Source organism: Pseudomonas sp. CP4, assembly GCF_047758505.1.
Lineage (GTDB): Bacteria > Pseudomonadota > Gammaproteobacteria > Pseudomonadales > Pseudomonadaceae > Aquipseudomonas > Aquipseudomonas fluorescens_AO.
Map to the genome: position 1 here is coordinate 4,586,070 of NZ_CP180489.1, position 16,626 is coordinate 4,602,695.

Sequence of the window (16,626 nt, forward strand, 5' to 3'; positions counted from 1 at the left end):
AGTCTCGTTCGGAAAACCGAACGCGTTGTGAGGGCTATTTCAGGTTTCGCGACTCAAGGGCGTTTCGTGCAAATACAGCCACTTCACCCCATCTGTCTGTGTGCGCAGGATCGCCACCGACACGCGTTGATGTTCCGTGCCGTTCAACCGATGGGTTTCGACGTAGCTCAAGGCAAGTGTCTCGTTCTGCTGCCAGACCGTATGCAGATCGCTGATTTCAATCTCCAGTCCGGCCCTGGCGCCGACCGCCTCCCTGAACAGTTGCTCGACCTCGGAGCGATTCAAAGGAATCGCCGAAATGCCGATCATGCTGAAGTTGTCGGCGAATGCCTGCATTAACGGCTCGATGCTCGCGGCACCGTTGCCGTCGGCATTGTTGAATACCTGAAGGATCAGCTCGTGGACGTGGTGAACGCTGTGTTCGGCTTGGTCGATCGGGTCGTACGTCATGGACATTCCTTTTCGGGGTTCAGTTGATTCATCAGCAACAGCGGCAACAGGCCGACCAACGCTGCAATAGCGAAAGTTGCGTGATAGGCATGCGGAGGGCCGAATGGCTCGAGCAGTACATTGAAAATCATCAGAAATAGTGCGGCGCCGAGGCTGAAGGACACTTGGCGATTGATGTTCCAGATGACACTGGCCTTGTGTGTATCGCCACCAGCAAAGTCCATCAGTGAGGTGGTTTGCGCGGTATTCGCCCCGATACCGCCGCCGATGCCCATCAGGCTGTAGGCGCTGACGATGAGCCACAGATCACCTGGCACATCGACCAGCACCAGCGTGGCGATGCCGGCGCTGTGCAACAGCATGCCGAGGGTAAACAGGCGCTTGGCGCCGACCCGGTTGTAGACCCGGCCGCCAATAGTCATCGCGATGAATGCCCCGGTGGCGTAGAGGATCATGAACATTCCGGTCAGCCGGGCGCTGAAGTGCAGCGTGTTCTGCAGAAAGAAAATGCTCATCAGATTGACCCCGGTGAACACACCGGGAATCGCGTAATAAATGAAAATCGAGGTGCTGAGTTTTTTGCTTCTGAGCAAACTCAACTCGATGATTGCGTTGGTGCAACGGCGGTAGTGCAGCAGATAAAAGGCGACGAATATCAGGCCGGCCATGGGAAAACCCAGCGCTGCCAGCGGAGGATAATCGCCACCGTACAGCGACATGCCCATCAACAGGCTCGCGAGTGCTGCGCTGATTAGCAGCAGGCCTTTGATGTCCGGACGCTGAAGCTCGGCGGGTTTGCTTTCCCTGATCCATAACCAGGACAGCCCGGCGGCGATCAGCGAAAACGGGATGTTGCTGTAAAACACCCAACGCCACGAACTGCTGTCGACAATGAGCCCGCCGACGGTGGGTGAGATCGCTGGTGCGATCAGAGCGACGGCCATTATCAGCGTGGATATTTTCGCCCGTTGCTCGCCATGAAAAAGATTGAACGTCAGCGCCTGACCGACCGGGATCAACAAGCCGCCACCGATGCCCTGGACGAAGCGCCAGATCACCAGTTCATGGAAACTGTCGGCCTGGCCGCACAGACATACCGCTGCTGCGAACAGCAACATCGAGGCCGTAAGGATTTCCCGGCTGCCGAAGCGTGCGGCCAGCCAGGTGCTCACAGGAACGATCAGCGTAAGACCGAGAATGTAAGCATTGCCGACCCACGCCACCGCTGAGCTGCTGACGTGCAAGGTTGCCGACAGACTGGGCAGAGCCACGGCCGACATGAAAATGTTGATGCAGTCGATGAAGAAGCCGAGCAGAAACACCGACGCGACTTTGTAGCGGTAACTCATGCTGTTTCCCCTTTGTCGTCGAGCATAGGGACGATAGACTCCGCGCGTCGATGCAATGGGGCTGAACACAATGTTTGAAGGGATTGAACGGTGATTCAGGGCGCTCTGCACACTCACTTGAATCGGGTGCAGACGTTTCTGGCGATCGTCGAACTGGGTTCATTCACCAAGGCTGCGAACCATCTGAACCTCAGCCGGGCCATGGTCAGTCTGCACATCAAAGCCTTGGAAGCGGCGCTGTCGACGACTCTGTTGTTGCGCAACAGTCGTACTGTGGCTCTTACCGAGGCCGGGCAAAGCTTTTACAACGAATTCAAAGCCATCGTGGCCGATATCGACACAGCTTTTGACCGGGTCATGCACGGCACGAACCGCGTATCGGGAACGTTGCGGATCAGTTCCACCAGTGAATACGGCGAGCGATTCATCCTGCCGCTGATTCCGCTGTTCGCCGAGCGCTATCCGGACATCCGCCTGTGCTACGACTTCAACTCTTCGCTGAATGATCTGCTCGCCGAACGGTTGGATCTGGTGATTCGCCTGGGCAACCTGGCGGACTCGGCTTTCAAGAGCCGGAAGCTGGCGGACTATGAAATCGTACTGGTGGCCACTGAAGGATTTCTGGCCCGCTATCCGGTAAAAACACCGCTGGATCTCAGTGCTGCGCCGTGGATCGCCAACAGCAATTTGCTAACGCCGACGCAGTGGGTTTTACGCGATGGTGTGGGGGAGGCGGCCGAAATCAATGGCGCCGGTCATTTCCAGTCAAACTCCTCGACGGCGATTCGTGCTATGACCTTGTCGTCGATGGGCGTGTCGGTGCTGCCAGCGTGGATGATAGAGGCCGATATTGTCAGTGGGCGTCTAGTCCGCGTATTGCCTGGATACTCGCTGCCCTTGCAGCCGATCAGTCTGGTATTTCCTGATACGCCGCACCTGCCGCACAAATCCCGGGTGTTTATCGATTTCCTGCTTGCACATTTGGGGCGTTGAAATCAAAAGCCCCTCACTGGACGCAACAAAAAGCCCCTGAATCTCTCGATTCAGGGGCTTTCATTTGAACGTTGAGATCAAGCCGCCTCGATCTTCCGATTCAGCTCAACCTTGCCCAAGTACGTCGCGAGCTTCTGCTGCTCCTCCGCCGTGGTGAACAGGCCAAGCTTGGTGCGACGCCACAGAATATCGTGCGCCGTGGTCGCCCACTCTTCGCCGCACAGGTAGTCGACTTCGCGGGTGTAGAGCCCGCCGCCGATGTGCTCACCCATGTCGGCCAGGGATTCCACGCCTTCGAGCATGCGCCAGGTGCGGCTGCCGTAGGTGACGGCCCAGCGCCGGGCGATTTCAGTCGGCACGAAGTCGAATTTGTCGCGGATCCGCGCGCTTAGCGCCTCTGGCGTGGTCATGTCTTCACCGCCGGGCAGGGTAGCGGTGGCGGTCCAGCTCGGGCGCATCTGGGTGAAGAACGGCATCAACTGCGCCATCGCCGACTCGGCCAGCTTGCGGTAAGTGGTCAGCTTGCCGCCGAACACCGACAGCAGTGGGGCTTCTTCGGCGCTGCCCGACAGCGCCAGGGTGTAATCGCGGGTGACCGCAGACGGGTTGTCGGATTCGTCGTTGCACAGCGGCCGAACGCCCGAGTAGCTGTGAATAATGTCTTCACGGCTCAGCTGCTTCTTGAAATGCGCGTTGACCACTTTCAGCACGTAATCGGTTTCGTCTTCGGTGATCGCCACTTTCGCCGGGTCGCCGGTGTATTCGCGGTCGGTAGTGCCGATCAGCGTGAAGTGGTTCAGGTACGGAATAGTGAAAACGATGCGCTGATCTTCATTTTGCAGAATGTGCGCATGCTCGCCTTCGTACAGCTTCGGCACGATGATGTGGCTGCCCTGAATCAGGCGAATGCCATACGGCGATTCCATCTTCAGGTCGTCACGGATGAACTTGGCCACCCATGGGCCGGCGGCGTTCACCAGAGCTTTGGCAGTGATCGAAAACAGGCTGCCGTCGGCACGCTCCAGATGCAGATGCCACAGGCCTTTGGTGCGACGTGCGCTGACGCAACGCGTCTGGGTGTGCACATGCGCACCTTTTTCGCGGGCAGCCATGGCGTTCAGCACCACAAGGCGGGCGTCATCGACCCAGCAGTCGGAGTATTCGAAGCCTTTCTTGATTTCGCTTTTCAGCGCGCTGTCGGCACCGAACTTCAGGCTTTTCGAACCTGGCAGCTTCTCGCGCTTGCCGAGGTTGTCATACAGGAACAGGCCGGCACGAATCATCCACGCTGGACGCAGGTGCGGGCGGTGCGGCAGGACGAAACGCATCGGCTTGACGATGTGCGGCGCTTTCGCCAGCAGCACTTCGCGCTCGGCCAGCGCTTCGCGCACCAGACGGAATTCGTAATGCTCCAGATAGCGCAGGCCACCGTGGATCAGCTTGCTGCTGGCCGACGAGGTGTGGCTGGCCAGGTCATCTTTTTCGCAAAGGAACACCGAAAGACCGCGACCGGCGGCATCCGCTGCGATCCCCACGCCATTGATCCCGCCGCCAATCACGGCAACGTCATAGATCTCGGAGAGAGGGGGCGTACGCAAGGTAGAGGTGGACATCGGCTGGCCTCGGTTCTTTTGGTTTTATGTCTTGGAAATCGAACATTAATGTTCATTTGCGAAAATGGTAGCCCATAAACACGCGCGCAGCCAGTCGCCTTCGATTGAAAAAACTCATCGAAGGGCGAAGAAAGGAAAATTATCGAACATGATATGCGCGAGACGGCGCAGAAGAGGTGTTGTTGTGCAGATCGTTCCCACGCTCTGCGTGGGGATGCATCCATCGACGCTCCGCGTCGGCTTCTTGATGGGGGGACGCAGAGCGTCCCGGGCTGCATTCCCACGCGAGCGTGGGAACGACCAAGCGAGAGATTAAACGACTTCGAGGCGAATCTTGTGCTGGCTCAGCAACTGCGCCAGCGCCGGCACCGGTTGCTGATCAGTGACCAGGCAATCGATCAGGCTGATCGGCCCCAGTCGAATCATCGCGTTACGCCCGAACTTGCTTGAGTCCGCCGCCAGAATCACCTGCCGCGCGTTGGCAATGATCGCTTGGGAAACGCGAACTTCCTGATAATCGAAGTCGAGCAGGCTGCCGTCCTCATCAATCCCGCTGATCCCGACCAAGGCGAAATCGACCTTGAACTGATTGATGAAATCCACACTCGCCTGACCGACGACACCGCCGTCACGGCGCACGTTACCGCCGGTCAGCAGCACATCGAAATCATCCTTGGCGCTGAGCATCGAGGCGACGTGCAGGTTGTTGGTGATGATTTTCAAGTGGCTGTGATTGAGCAGGGCGCGAGCGATCGATTCGGTGGTGGTACCGATATTGATGAACAGCGAGGCGTGATCGGGGATCTGCGCGGCGATGGCTTCGCCGATGCGTTGCTTTTCGTCGCGCATCTGATCGGCGCGCATCGCATACGCGGTGTTTTCGACACTGGAATCGTAAGCGGCGCCGCCGTGGTAGCGACGCAGCAGATTGGCTTCCGCGAGCTGGTTGATGTCACGGCGGATGGTTTGCGGGGTGACAACGAACAGCGTGGCCATTTCCTCGATGCTCACATAGCCGCGTTCGCGGACCAGTTCGAGGATTTGCTGCTGACGGGGAGGCAGATTCATGGGGCTTCCTTTGGGCTGCCGTGCAAAATTTGCCCATGATGCCGCAGGAATCCGCTCCCGACCAGTTAGATGCCTATGTGTAACTCAAGGCTGGCTTATTCAGCGTCCTCACGTGCCCAGTCGCGGGTGCGGCTGACGGCTTTTTTCCAGCCTTTGTAGAGTTTCTCTTTCTCGGTTTCGTCAAGGCTCGGTTCGAACTCGCGCTCGATCACTGCTTTGCCGCGCAGTTCTTCCAGGCTGCCCCAGAAGCCGCAAGCCAGACCGGCCAGATAAGCCGCGCCCAGTGCGGTGGTTTCGCGCATTTGCGGGCGTTCGACCTGGGTGCCGAGGATGTCGGCCTGGAACTGCATGAGGAAGTTGTTCGCCACCGCACCGCCGTCCACGCGCAGGGCTTTGAGGCGTTCGCCGGAATCCTGTTGCATGGCGTCGAGTACGTCGCGGGTCTGGTAGGCGATCGACTCCAGCGCGGCGCGGATGATGTGATCGACGCGCACGCCGCGCGTCAGGCCGAACAGCGCGCCACGGGCATACGGGTCCCAGTACGGTGCGCCGAGGCCGGTGAACGCCGGCACCAGGTACACGCCATTGCTGTCCTTGACCTTGTTGGCGAAGTATTCGGTGTCGTGGGCGTCGTTGACGATTTTCAGTTCATCGCGCAGCCATTGCACGGTAGAGCCGCCGTTGAATACTGCACCTTCGAGTGCATAGGCAACTTCGCCGCGTGGGCCGCAAGCGATGGTGGTGAGCATGCCGTGCTGGGATTTCACCGCTTTGTCGCCGGTGTTCATCAGCAGGAAGCAACCGGTGCCGTAAGTGTTTTTCGCCTGGCCTGGCTCGACACACATCTGGCCGAACAGTGCTGCCTGCTGGTCGCCGGCGATACCGCCGATGGCGATGCCGCTCTTGGTGCGACCGTAGATTTCCGAGGAGGCTTTGACTTCCGGGAGCATCTCGCGCGGGATGTCGAGGATCTCCAGCATCTTCGAATCCCATTCCAGCGAATGGATATTGAAAAGCATGGTGCGCGAGGCGTTGGTGTAGTCGGTGACGTGCACCTTGCCGCCGGTGAATTTCCAGATCAGCCAGCTATCGACGGTGCCGAACAGCAGCTCGCCGTTGCGCGCACGCTCGCGGCTGCCTTCGACGTTGTCGAGAATCCACTTCAGCTTGGTGCCGGAGAAGTACGGGTCGGTGACCAGACCGGTGGTGTCGCGGATGTAGTCTTCGTGGCCATCGCGTTTGAGCTGCTGGCAGATCTCGGTGCTGCGGCGGCACTGCCAGACGATAGCGTTGTACACCGGCCGGCCGGTGGTCTTGTCCCAGACCACGGTGGTTTCACGCTGGTTGGTGATACCGATGGCGGCGACCTGGTCATGATGCAGGCCGGCCTGGGCCAGTGCCTCAACCATCACTGCGCTCTGGGTGGCGAAGATTTCCATCGGGTCGTGCTCGACCCAACCGGCCTGCGGGTAGTGCTGAACGAATTCGCGCTGCGCGGTGCAGACCACGTTCGCATCGCGGTCGAAAATGATCGCGCGGGAGCTGGTCGTACCCTGATCAAGGGCAATGATGTAGTTCTTGTTCTGAATGTCGGTCATGTCGATTGCCTTGGACGAAATAAGGGAGAGTGGGCCGTGGCGCCGGCTCGGATGGGCAGGAGCCGGCGCCGACTGTTTCAAGAAGTTCTTGGTTTGCCGTCAATGGCCGGTTCTGCATCCTTTGTAGCAGGTGTGGCGCCGGTCAGGTGACGGGCGATAAGCCCGCGATACCCGGCAGCGCCGAGGCAGGCACCGACAATCGGTGCAAAAATCGGAATCAGGAAATACGGAATATCTCGACCGCCAGTGAAGGAAATTTCACCCCAACCGGTAAAGAAAGTCATCAGTTTCGGACCGAAGTCACGCGCCGGGTTCATCGCGAAACCGGTCAGCGGACCCATCGCACTGCCGATCACGGCAATCAGCAGACCAATCAGCAGCGGCGCCATCGGGCCGCGTGGCAGGCCGTTGTTGTCATCGGTCAGGGCCATGATCACGCCCATCAGGATCGCGGTGATGATCATCTCGACCAGAAATGCCTGGGCCGTCGACAGCACCGGGTTCGGGTAGGTCGAGAACACCGACGCCAGTTCGAGGCTGGCAGCCGAGCCGCGAACCATCTGGTGGGTTTGTTCGTAATCGAAGAACAGATTGCTGTAGAGCGTGTAAACCAGCAACGCGCCGCAGAAGGCGCCGGCGATCTGCGAAAGGATGTAGAACGGCAATTTGCGCTTTTCGAAGTCAGCGAAGATTGCCAGAGCGATGCTTACGGCCGGGTTCAGGTGCGCGCCGGAAACCCCGGCGGTGAGGTAGATCGCCATGCTCACGCCGACGCCCCAGATGATGCTGATTTCCCACAGGCCGAAGCTGGCGCCCGCGACTTTGAGCGCGGCGACACAACCGGTGCCGAAGAAGATCAAAAGGGCAGTGCCCAGGAATTCGGCCATGCATTGGCCGGAAAGCGATGGTTGCGGTAAAGCAGCTGTCATTGAAAACCTCGGTTCTTTTTCTTGTGTAGCGCCTTGCCAACGGAGCAGGACGCGATCTTCACCGGGTCGGAATCCCCATTCGGTTCCCGGGTTACTGCTGGGTACTGCGCGGAGCATGATTCTTACATTATTCAGATTCGAAAAAATATAGACAAGAAACAAACCTGTCAAAGGTCGAAAGTGAACCGTCGGTCACAATAAAACTATTCGCCGTGTGAATGATCAGCGCGGCGATCAGCTTGAATACAGCGCAAAGCCACGGGATTTGCGGCTTGGAATAGAGCCTTTTGCCCAACGATGACCTAGAATCGGCCGCAGCTTTTTCAAAGATTGCCGAACCCGGAGCTGCCATGACCCCAGCGTTGGACTTGTTGAAAAAAGTTCGTGCCGAACATCGCGTGCACAGTTACGAACATGATCCGAAGGCCGCGTCCTACGGGCTGGAGGCAGCGGAGAAGCTTGGGCTTGAACCGGCGCAGGTGTTCAAAACCTTGCTGGCCGCCAGTGAAAAAGGCGAACTGCTGGTGGCCGTGGTGCCGGTCGTCGGAACGCTCGACCTCAAAGGGCTGGCCCATGCCGCCGGAGTGAAGAAAGCCGAAATGGCCGACCCGGCTGCCGCGCAACGTTCAACCGGTTACTTGTTGGGCGGCATCAGCCCGCTCGGGCAGAAGAAACGCCTGCGCACCTTCATCGACAATTCCGCTCAGGGGTTCGCCACTATTTATGTAAGTGCCGGGCGGCGAGGACTGGAAGTGGAATTGGCACCGGCGGTTCTGGCCGAGTACACCCAGGCGAAGTTTGCTGATATCGGCCGCGCGTAGTTTCAAAATCGGCTGTATGAAGAAAAAAATCAGATTCTGTCACTGGCACTGATCCGGCCCGCCAATGCATGCTCGGTTGACCAATTCAGGGAGAAAATCATGCAGCTTGCGTTTCATCAGGTCGACGCGTTCAGTGATCGGCCGTTTAGTGGCAATCCGGCGATGGTCTATCGGCTCGACAGCTGGCTGGCCGATGACTTGATGCAGAAAATCGCCGCCGAGCACAACCTGGCGGAAACCGCGTTTCTGGTGCGCGAAGGCCAGGCCTGGCATATCCGCTGGTTCACCCCGACCACTGAAGTGCCGCTGTGCGGGCATGCGACGTTGGCCAGCGCGTTCGTACTGTTCGAAATCCATAAGGAAAGTGCCGAGCGTATCGACTTCACCTGCAAGTCCGGGCCGCTGAGTGTCAGCCGTGAAGGCGACCGCTTGTGGCTGGATTTCCCGACCATTGTGCCGTCGGAAATCGGCGTGACGCTGGATGTCGAGCGGGCGCTCGGTGTCGAGGCGGTTGATGTACTCGGCTCCAACGAGCTGTTCGTGGTGCTGGATTCGGAACAGGCCGTACTCGACTGCAAACCCGACATGGCGGCGCTGGCGAAACTGCCGTGGCTGGGCGCGATTGTCACTGCGCGTGGCAATCAGCATGACTTCGTCTCGCGCTATTTCGCCCCGGCGATCGGCATCGATGAAGACCCGGTGACCGGTTCGACCCATTGCAGCCTGATTCCGTACTGGGCCAAGCGTCTGGGCAAATCGAACCTGACCGCGTGCCAGCGCTCGGCGCGGGGCGGGGAGTTGTTCTGTCGGTTGGAAGGGGAGCGAGTGAAGATTGGCGGCAATGCGACGCTGGTGGCCAGCGGTACCCTGTTTTTAGGCTGAGGCAATACCAACTGTGGGAGCGAGCCTGCTCGCGAAAGCGCTCTTTCAGTCAACATCTTCGGCGACTGAAACACCGCATTCGCGAGCAGGCTCGCTCCCACAATTTTGCGGATCAGAGGCTGGTGCTGAATCGACGGACGCCGTTTTCCACCGCCGGAATCTGTGCCGCAGTGCTCCCCGAAGCCTGGAACAGCACCAGGTGATCCGCCGCTACGCGAATCCCGACCTGCGCGCCGACCAGATGATCGGCATGGCTGGGGAAGATCGATTCCAGCTGCGCGCCAGTCGGCAGTTGCAGGCGATACAAGGTCGCCGCGCCGAGGAATGTCTTGCCGACAATCTGCGCCTGCAATGCGCTGTCCGGCGCGTAAACAATGTCATCCGGACGCAGCAGCACATCCACCGCACCGCCAATCGGCCAGGTGTAGGCGCGATTACCGCGCAGTTCACCCAACTCAGTCTGCACCGACTCCGGACTGACGAGCTGGCCGCGAATGAAGTAACCCTGACCGATGAAACTGGCGACATACGGCGTTGCCGGTTCGTGGTAGAGGTTGTAGGGCGTGTCCCACTGTTCCAGCCGACCTTCCTTGAACACGCCAACGTGATCGCTGACGGCGAAAGCTTCTTCCTGATCGTGGGTGACCAGAATTGCACTGGTGCCACGGGCCTTGAGGATGTCGCGCACCTCATGGCTGAGCTTGCGGCGCAGCTCGCCATCGAGGTTGGAGAACGGCTCGTCGAGCAACAGCAGTTGCGGCTCCGGCGCCAGGGCACGAGCGAGGGCGACGCGCTGTTGCTGACCACCGGACAACTCGTGGGGGAAGCGCTTGCCGAGGTTTTTCAGGTTGACCAGTTCCAGCAGTTCCTCGACCACGCGCGCCTTGTTCGGGTGCTTGCGGATGCCGAAGGCGATGTTGTCGGCCACGCTCATGTGCGGGAACAGCGCGTAGTCCTGGAACACCATGCCGATCCGGCGTTTCTCCGGCGCCAGGGTGAAACCGGCGCTGGAGAGGGTTTCGCCACCGAGGGTGATTTCGCCTTCATGCACCGGTTCGAAACCGGCGATGGCGCGCAGGGTGGTGGTCTTGCCGCAGCCCGACGAGCCGAGCAGGCAGCCGATGTCGCCGGCATTGAGGTGCAGATTGAGGTTCTGCACCACGCGTTGATCTTGATAGCCGCAAGCGAGGTTGCGCAGGTTCAGCAGTAATTCATGGCTCATGCGTGGTGATATGCCGGTTCGACGAGGAACTCGAGCAGGGCCTTCTGTGCGTGGAGACGGTTTTCTGCCTGATCCCAGGCGACGGAGCGCGGGTCATCGAGCAGGTCGAGACTGATTTCTTCGCCACGGTGCGCCGGCAGGCAGTGCATGAACAGCACGTCCTCGGCAGCGAGGTCGAGTAGGGCACGGTTGACCTGGAACGGCGCGAACAGCTTGAGGCGCTTGGCAGTTTCCTCTTCCTGGCCCATCGAAGTCCAGACGTCGGTGCTGACCAGATGCGCGCCACGCACGGCATCCTGCGGATCGCGGACGATGGTCACGCGATCGCCAGCTCTGGCGACAAACTCGGGATTCGGCTCGTAACCTTCCGGGCAGGCCACGCGCAGCTGGAAGTCGAACTGAATCGCCGCTTCTATATAGCTGTTGCACATGTTGTTGCCGTCGCCGATCCAGGCCACGGTCTTGCCCTGGATCGAGCCACGGTGTTCAAGAAAGGTCTGCATGTCGGCGAGCAACTGGCACGGGTGCAGATCATCGGACAGGCCGTTGATCACCGGCACGCGTGAGTTGGCGGCGAATTCGGTGAGGGTGCTGTGGGCGAAGGTGCGGATCATCACCGCATCGAGCATGCTCGACATGACGATGGCGCAGTCGCTGATCGGCTCGCCACGGCCCAGTTGGGTGTCGCGCGGGGACAGGAAGATCGCCTGGCCGCCGAGCTGGATCATGCCGGCCTCGAAAGAGATCCGGGTACGGGTCGAGGATTTCTCGAAGATCATCCCCAGCACGCGGTTTTTCAATGGCTCGAACAGTACGCCGCGGTTACGCAGGTCCTTGAGCTCAACGCCTCGACGGATCACGCTGACCAGCTCTTCGGGCGTGCAATCCATCAGGGAGAGAAAGTGCCTTGCGCTCATCATTGACTACCTTTTTGCTACAGACCGCAGATGCTCAAAGCCTTGTTTAACGGAACAACGGGCGAGACCTGCGGCGTAAGCCGCACGGGGCGACGAAATAGGGGGAGGCGCGATATTGACACTAAATGTCGCGTTACGCCAATAGGCTACGGTTTCTGCGGGATCGGACAGCGGACCGAATAATTCGATCGCGCCTGTTGAAGCCGAGTTGATTGCAGCAGCGAGAGTCTTTGTACACTGGCCCCGCCGCGCTTGGCAATGCGCCGCGACGGCATCAGTTCGGCTTGCTCGGGTTACGACCGCTGCGCCAAGGTTTCGCTTGGTCGGATGATCAGACTGAAACATTTGCTAAAGCAAAGTGCTGGGTTATAAATAAGTTTCGAGCGACGCAGGAAGCCTCCGCATGGAATCGAAAGAACAACTGTTAATGGAACTGCTGGGCCACACGGCTCGCTCCCTGACCCATCTCACCGCGTCAGTTACGTCGATGTCTTTCGAGTTGCTGCGCAGTGACGACGAAGTGGTCAAATCCGCCGGTCGACACATGATCGATCGCATGGCCACTATCAGCGCCGGGCTTGATGAGCATTGGCGTCTGATCGGCGAACTCACCGGCGTGCACGTCGCCCATGAGCAGATCGAAACCATCCAGGAAATCCAGCTGGCTGCGCCGCCGCAGTTGCCGCCGAATTGATGCGGGCGGTTTATCGGCTGTCCTGATAACCGTCGATTCACAAGACGAACGTCGCTGGCGCCGCCTCCGCGCACGGGCCATAGTTTTGTTCCCGCGGGCGTGATTGCCTGCCTCCGAACAAGATAGAGACTGGCCATGACCAAGACTCTTCACCACCGTGCATGCCACCTGTGCGAAGCCATTTGCGGCCTGACCATCGAAACCACGGAAACCGATGGCAACGTTGCGATCACTTCGATCAAGGGTGATGCCCTCGACACTTTCAGTCGTGGTCATATCTGCCCAAAAGCCGTGGCCCTGCAAGATATTCAGAACGATCCCGACCGCCTGCGCCAGCCAATGCGCCGCGTCGGTAGCGAATGGCTGCCGATCGAATGGGACGAGGCGTTCGCGCTGGTGGCCGAGAAACTGGCGACGATTCAGGAACGTCACGGGCAGAACGCCGTTGCGGTGTATCAGGGCAATCCGAGCGTGCACAACTACGGCCTGATGACCCACAGCAATTACTTCCTGGGGTTGCTGAAAACCCGCAATCGCTACTCGGCAACGTCGGTCGATCAACTGCCGCACCACCTCAGCAGCTATCTGATGTATGGCCACGGTTTGCTGCTGCCGATTCCGGACATTGATCACACCGATTTCATGCTGATCCTCGGTGGCAATCCGTTGGCGTCGAACGGCAGCATCATGACCGTGCCGGATGTCGAGAAGCGTCTGAAGGCGATTCAGGCGCGCGGCGGCAAAGTGGTGGTGGTCGATCCGCGCCGCAGCGAAACCGCAGCGATGGCCGATCAGCATGTGTTCGTTCGCCCCGGTGGCGATGCGGCGCTGTTGTTCGGCATGCTCAATACGCTGTTCAGCGAAGGCCTGACCCGCGACAGTCATTTGCCGGTCGATGGCCTGGATGAGGTGTGCAACGCCGTGGCATCGTTCAGTGCCGAAGCCATGAGCCCGTTGTGCGCGGTGCCGGCCGAGCAGATCCGCCAACTGGCGCGCGACTTCGCTGCTGCGCCGAGTGCGGTCTGCTACGGGCGCATGGGCGTTTCGACGCAGGCCTTCGGCACCCTCTGTCACTGGGTGGTGCAGTTGATCAATTTGGTCACCGGCAACCTCGACCGCGTCGGCGGTGCTTTGTGCACCGAACCCGCTGTGGATCTGGTGGCGTCGACCTCGGGCGGGCATTTCAACAAATGGCAGAGCCGGGTTTCCGGGCGTCCTGAATACGGCGGCGAGTTGCCGGTTTCGGCGCTCGCTGAAGAAGTGCTCACGGAGGGCGAGGGGCAGATCCGCGCGCTGATCACCGTGGCCGGCAACCCGGTGTTGTCGACACCCAACGGCCGGCAACTGGAACAGGCGCTGGACGGCCTCGACTTCATGCTCAGCATCGACCTGTACATCAACGAAACCACGCGTTATGCCGATCTGATCCTGCCGTCGACTTCGGCGCTGGAAAACGATCACTACGACACCACTTTCAATCTGTTCGCGGTGCGTAACGTGACCCGCTTCAATCGCGCGATCCTCGGCAAGCCCGAGGGGGCTTTGCATGATTGGGAGATCTTTGTCGGGCTAGCCAAAGCCTTCGCCGAGAAAACCGGCAAGGAGCTGAAACCGACGATGCCGCCCGCGAAGATGATCGACATGGGCCTGCGCATGGGCCGCTACGGCGATGCGTCCGAGCACAAGCTGTCGCTGGCGACCCTGCACGATCATCCCCACGGCATCGATCTGGGTGCGTTGAAACCGAACCTGCCGTCACGTCTGAAAACGCCGAATCAGCGTATCCAGGCCGCACCGCCGGAAATTCTCGCCGACCTCGCGCGCTTCGCCGCATTGCAGGCGCCGGCTGCTGATGAATTGTTGATGATCGGCCGTCGCCATGTACGCAGCAACAATTCGTGGATGCACAATTTTCATCGACTGGTGAAGGGCAAGCCGCGGCATCAGTTGCTGATGCACCCGGATGACCTGGCCAGCCGTGGTCTGGCCGACGGGCAACGGGTTCGCGTGAGCTCGCGGGTCGGGCAGATTGAAGTGGAAGTGCTCGCCAGCCTCGACATGATGAAAGGCGTGGTCAGCCTGCCCCACGGGTGGGGCCACGCGCGCCCGGGCGTGCAGATGGCGATTGCCAGCGGCCAGCCGGGGTCGAGCGCCAACGACCTGACCGACGAGTGCCAGCTCGACGAACTGTCGGGCAACGCGGCGTTGAATGGCGTGCCGGTGACGGTGGCGGCGGCTTGAGCGGGTCTGTCGGGGAGACCGAGCATGGCGCTCGGGATTCCGTTACAATGCGCCACCGTGCCGACCTCTGAGTCGGAAAGTTCAGCCGAGGTGCTCCATGGATATCATCGAAACGATTAAAGAGCAGATTGCCAACAACACCATTCTGCTTTACATGAAAGGCTCGCCGAATGCCCCGCAGTGCGGCTTCTCCGCAAAAGCTGCGCAGGCTGTGATGGCCTGTGGTGAAAAGTTCGCGTACGTGGACATCCTGCAGAACCCGGAAATTCGCGCCAACCTGCCGAAGTACGCCAACTGGCCGACTTTCCCGCAACTGTGGGTCGGCGGTGAACTGGTCGGCGGCAGCGACATCATGACCGAGATGGCTGCAGACGGTTCGCTGCAAAGCACCATCAAGGCGGCTGTCGAAGCGGCAGCGGCGAACAAGTCCGAAGCCTGATCAGGCTTTATGTGGGAGCGAGCTTGCTCGCGAGAGCAGTCTCTCAGTTTGCTGTGATGGTGACTGACACGACGTCTTCGCGAGCAAGCCCGCTCCCACATCGGTTTCATGCGACTTCTGCTTCTTCTGTAGGAGCTGTCGAGTGAAACGAGGCTGCGATCTTTTGATCTTCGGCCAACAAAAAGCCCCGCACCTCGAAAGAGGGCGGGGCTTTTTGTTGGTTATACGAGTTGACTGAGTATTAAGGCTGAAATCGATAAAGATCGCAGCCTCGTTTCACTCGACAGCTCCTACTCTTCGCCCATCTGCGATTGCAGATAGTTTTCCAGGCCGATCTTGTCGATCAGGCCGAGCTGGGTTTCCAGCCAGTCGATGTGTTCTTCTTCCGATTCGAGAATGTCTTCGAGCAGTTCACGGCTGCCAAAGTCGGCAACGGTCTCGCAATGAGCGATGGCGGCTTTCAGATCGGCATGGCCGGTCTTTTCGATGCGCAGGTCGCACTCGAGCATTTCGCGGGTGTGCTCGCCGATGTGCAGCTTGCCCAGGTCCTGCACATTCGGCAGGCCTTCAAGGAACAGGATGCGCTTGATCAGCTTGTCCGCGTGTTTCATCTCGTCGATGGATTCTTTGTATTCGTGCTTGCCGAGCTTGTTCAGACCCCAATCTTCGTACATGCGCGCATGCAGAAAGTACTGATTGATCGCGACCAGCTCATTGGCGAGGATCTTGTTGAGATGCTGGATGACTGTAATGTCGCCTTTCATGATCGGAGTCCTGCCCTGTATTAACTGTATATAAGGCGGAGTTTGAGCTTGGCAGTTATAAGTGTCAAACCTAAGTTATTGAATAATAAATGAAAATTAATCGGAATAAGAATGTTTGTGTTCCGCGTCTGGACGCTAAGCAATTGATTTTCAGGCATAAAAAAACCGGACGCGAAGTCCGGTTCTTTAAAATGGGGGCATCAAGCGGCAGTAAATTCTACCGGGTAGGGGATCGCGGCCTGGGCGGTTTGCAGCTTGGTCAGGGTTTCGCGAACCACTTCCTTGGCAAGGCAGGCGCATTTGCCGCACTGGCTGGCGACGCCGGTGGCCTGGCGAACTTCTTTATAGCTGCAGCAACCTTCATAGATCGCTTCGCGGATCTGTCCGTCGGTGACGCCAGTGCAGAGGCAAACATACATAAGTAAGAACCGTCGCTGGTTGTGACTCAATTGCGATGGATCTTAATGTTAACGAGAATGATTGTCAAAGTGCTTTCGGAACGCTTCGCAGCCAATTTCCCAGCGACTGACGAACGGTATTTTCCAAATGCTCGTCTGACCCCATGAATACGCAGTGGACAACCGAACAGGGAAAATCCGCTACGGACAGGCCAAACACGCAGTGTATGATGGTCCTCCCTTGCGAA

The 16,626-nt window shown here is 59.1% G+C and carries 16 protein-coding genes; 6 read left to right on the plus strand and 10 right to left on the minus strand.

Translation table 11 applies throughout. The annotated features are described in order from the left end of the window. Positions 1-39: 39 nt before the first annotated feature. Both ACMYUN_RS20655 and ACMYUN_RS20660 read right to left on the minus strand, forming a co-directional pair. Positions 40-450, minus strand: a complete 411-nt coding sequence (locus tag ACMYUN_RS20655) for a DUF4440 domain-containing protein (RefSeq protein WP_415761624.1) — start codon at positions 448-450, stop codon at positions 40-42. After that, the gene (locus ACMYUN_RS20660) at positions 447-1,799 is read right to left on the minus strand and encodes an MFS transporter (RefSeq protein WP_415761625.1); all 1,353 of its coding nucleotides are present in this window, start codon (positions 1,797-1,799) and stop codon (positions 447-449) included. Before ACMYUN_RS20660 ends, ACMYUN_RS20655 begins: the two co-directional genes overlap by 4 nt. A gap of 105 nt (positions 1,800-1,904) precedes the next feature. Between ACMYUN_RS20660 and ACMYUN_RS20665 the strand changes: the two genes are divergently transcribed. Next, on the plus strand, positions 1,905-2,792 hold the full coding sequence (locus ACMYUN_RS20665; protein ID WP_039758518.1) for a LysR family transcriptional regulator: 888 nt from the start codon (positions 1,905-1,907) through the stop codon (positions 2,790-2,792). A 77-nt stretch (positions 2,793-2,869) separates the two neighbouring features. On the opposite strand, the gene glpD is transcribed toward ACMYUN_RS20665, so the two are convergent. From glpD to ACMYUN_RS20685, 4 genes are all read right to left on the minus strand, one after another. Then, positions 2,870-4,405: a glycerol-3-phosphate dehydrogenase gene (glpD, locus tag ACMYUN_RS20670; RefSeq protein WP_415761626.1), complete on the minus strand. Its 1,536-nt coding sequence runs from the start codon at positions 4,403-4,405 to the stop codon at positions 2,870-2,872. Positions 4,406-4,717: 312 nt separating this feature from the next. Further along, the gene (locus tag ACMYUN_RS20675) at positions 4,718-5,473 is read right to left on the minus strand and encodes a DeoR/GlpR family transcriptional regulator (protein ID WP_007953179.1); all 756 of its coding nucleotides are present in this window, start codon (positions 5,471-5,473) and stop codon (positions 4,718-4,720) included. A gap of 95 nt (positions 5,474-5,568) precedes the next feature. Next, the gene (gene glpK, locus ACMYUN_RS20680) at positions 5,569-7,071 is read right to left on the minus strand and encodes a glycerol kinase GlpK (RefSeq protein ID WP_024014162.1); all 1,503 of its coding nucleotides are present in this window, start codon (positions 7,069-7,071) and stop codon (positions 5,569-5,571) included. 77 nt (positions 7,072-7,148) lie between these two features. After that, complete coding sequence (locus tag ACMYUN_RS20685; RefSeq protein ID WP_016773396.1) at positions 7,149-8,000, minus strand: MIP/aquaporin family protein; 852 nt, start codon at positions 7,998-8,000, stop codon at positions 7,149-7,151. A gap of 350 nt (positions 8,001-8,350) precedes the next feature. Between ACMYUN_RS20685 and ybaK the strand changes: the two genes are divergently transcribed. Further along, a complete protein-coding gene (gene ybaK, locus ACMYUN_RS20690) occupies positions 8,351-8,821 on the plus strand; it encodes a Cys-tRNA(Pro) deacylase (protein ID WP_415761627.1) in 471 nt (156 codons plus the stop codon). 99 nt (positions 8,822-8,920) lie between these two features. Further along, positions 8,921-9,703, plus strand: a complete 783-nt coding sequence (locus tag ACMYUN_RS20695) for a PhzF family phenazine biosynthesis protein (protein ID WP_415761628.1) — start codon at positions 8,921-8,923, stop codon at positions 9,701-9,703. Positions 9,704-9,815: 112 nt separating this feature from the next. On the opposite strand, the gene ACMYUN_RS20700 is transcribed toward ACMYUN_RS20695, so the two are convergent. Continuing rightward, complete coding sequence (locus ACMYUN_RS20700; protein WP_415761629.1) at positions 9,816-10,925, minus strand: ABC transporter ATP-binding protein; 1,110 nt, start codon at positions 10,923-10,925, stop codon at positions 9,816-9,818. Next, entirely contained in the window at positions 10,922-11,842 is a 921-nt protein-coding gene (argF, locus tag ACMYUN_RS20705; RefSeq protein ID WP_039758373.1) for an ornithine carbamoyltransferase, read from the minus strand. The genes ACMYUN_RS20700 and argF overlap by 4 nt, the downstream gene beginning before the upstream one ends. Positions 11,843-12,245: 403 nt before the next feature. On the opposite strand from argF, the gene ACMYUN_RS20710 reads away from it, so the two are divergent. The 3 genes from ACMYUN_RS20710 (at position 12,246) to grxD (ending at position 15,216) form a co-directional block, all read left to right on the plus strand. After that, complete coding sequence (locus ACMYUN_RS20710) at positions 12,246-12,536, plus strand: hypothetical protein (RefSeq protein ID WP_016773401.1); 291 nt, start codon at positions 12,246-12,248, stop codon at positions 12,534-12,536. Between the two features lie 135 nt (positions 12,537-12,671). Next, complete coding sequence (locus ACMYUN_RS20715) at positions 12,672-14,777, plus strand: molybdopterin oxidoreductase family protein (protein WP_415761630.1); 2,106 nt, start codon at positions 12,672-12,674, stop codon at positions 14,775-14,777. A 97-nt stretch (positions 14,778-14,874) separates the two neighbouring features. Continuing rightward, positions 14,875-15,216 (plus strand): Grx4 family monothiol glutaredoxin, encoded by a 342-nt coding sequence (grxD, locus tag ACMYUN_RS20720; RefSeq protein ID WP_016773402.1) that lies wholly within the window; start codon positions 14,875-14,877, stop codon positions 15,214-15,216. A gap of 290 nt (positions 15,217-15,506) precedes the next feature. Here the strand turns inward: grxD and bfr are convergent, their stop codons facing one another. After that, positions 15,507-15,980: a bacterioferritin gene (gene bfr, locus ACMYUN_RS20725; RefSeq protein WP_039758367.1), complete on the minus strand. Its 474-nt coding sequence runs from the start codon at positions 15,978-15,980 to the stop codon at positions 15,507-15,509. 200 nt (positions 15,981-16,180) lie between these two features. Then, entirely contained in the window at positions 16,181-16,399 is a 219-nt protein-coding gene (locus ACMYUN_RS20730) for a bacterioferritin-associated ferredoxin (protein WP_003227725.1), read from the minus strand. Positions 16,400-16,626: the final 227 nt, after the last annotated feature.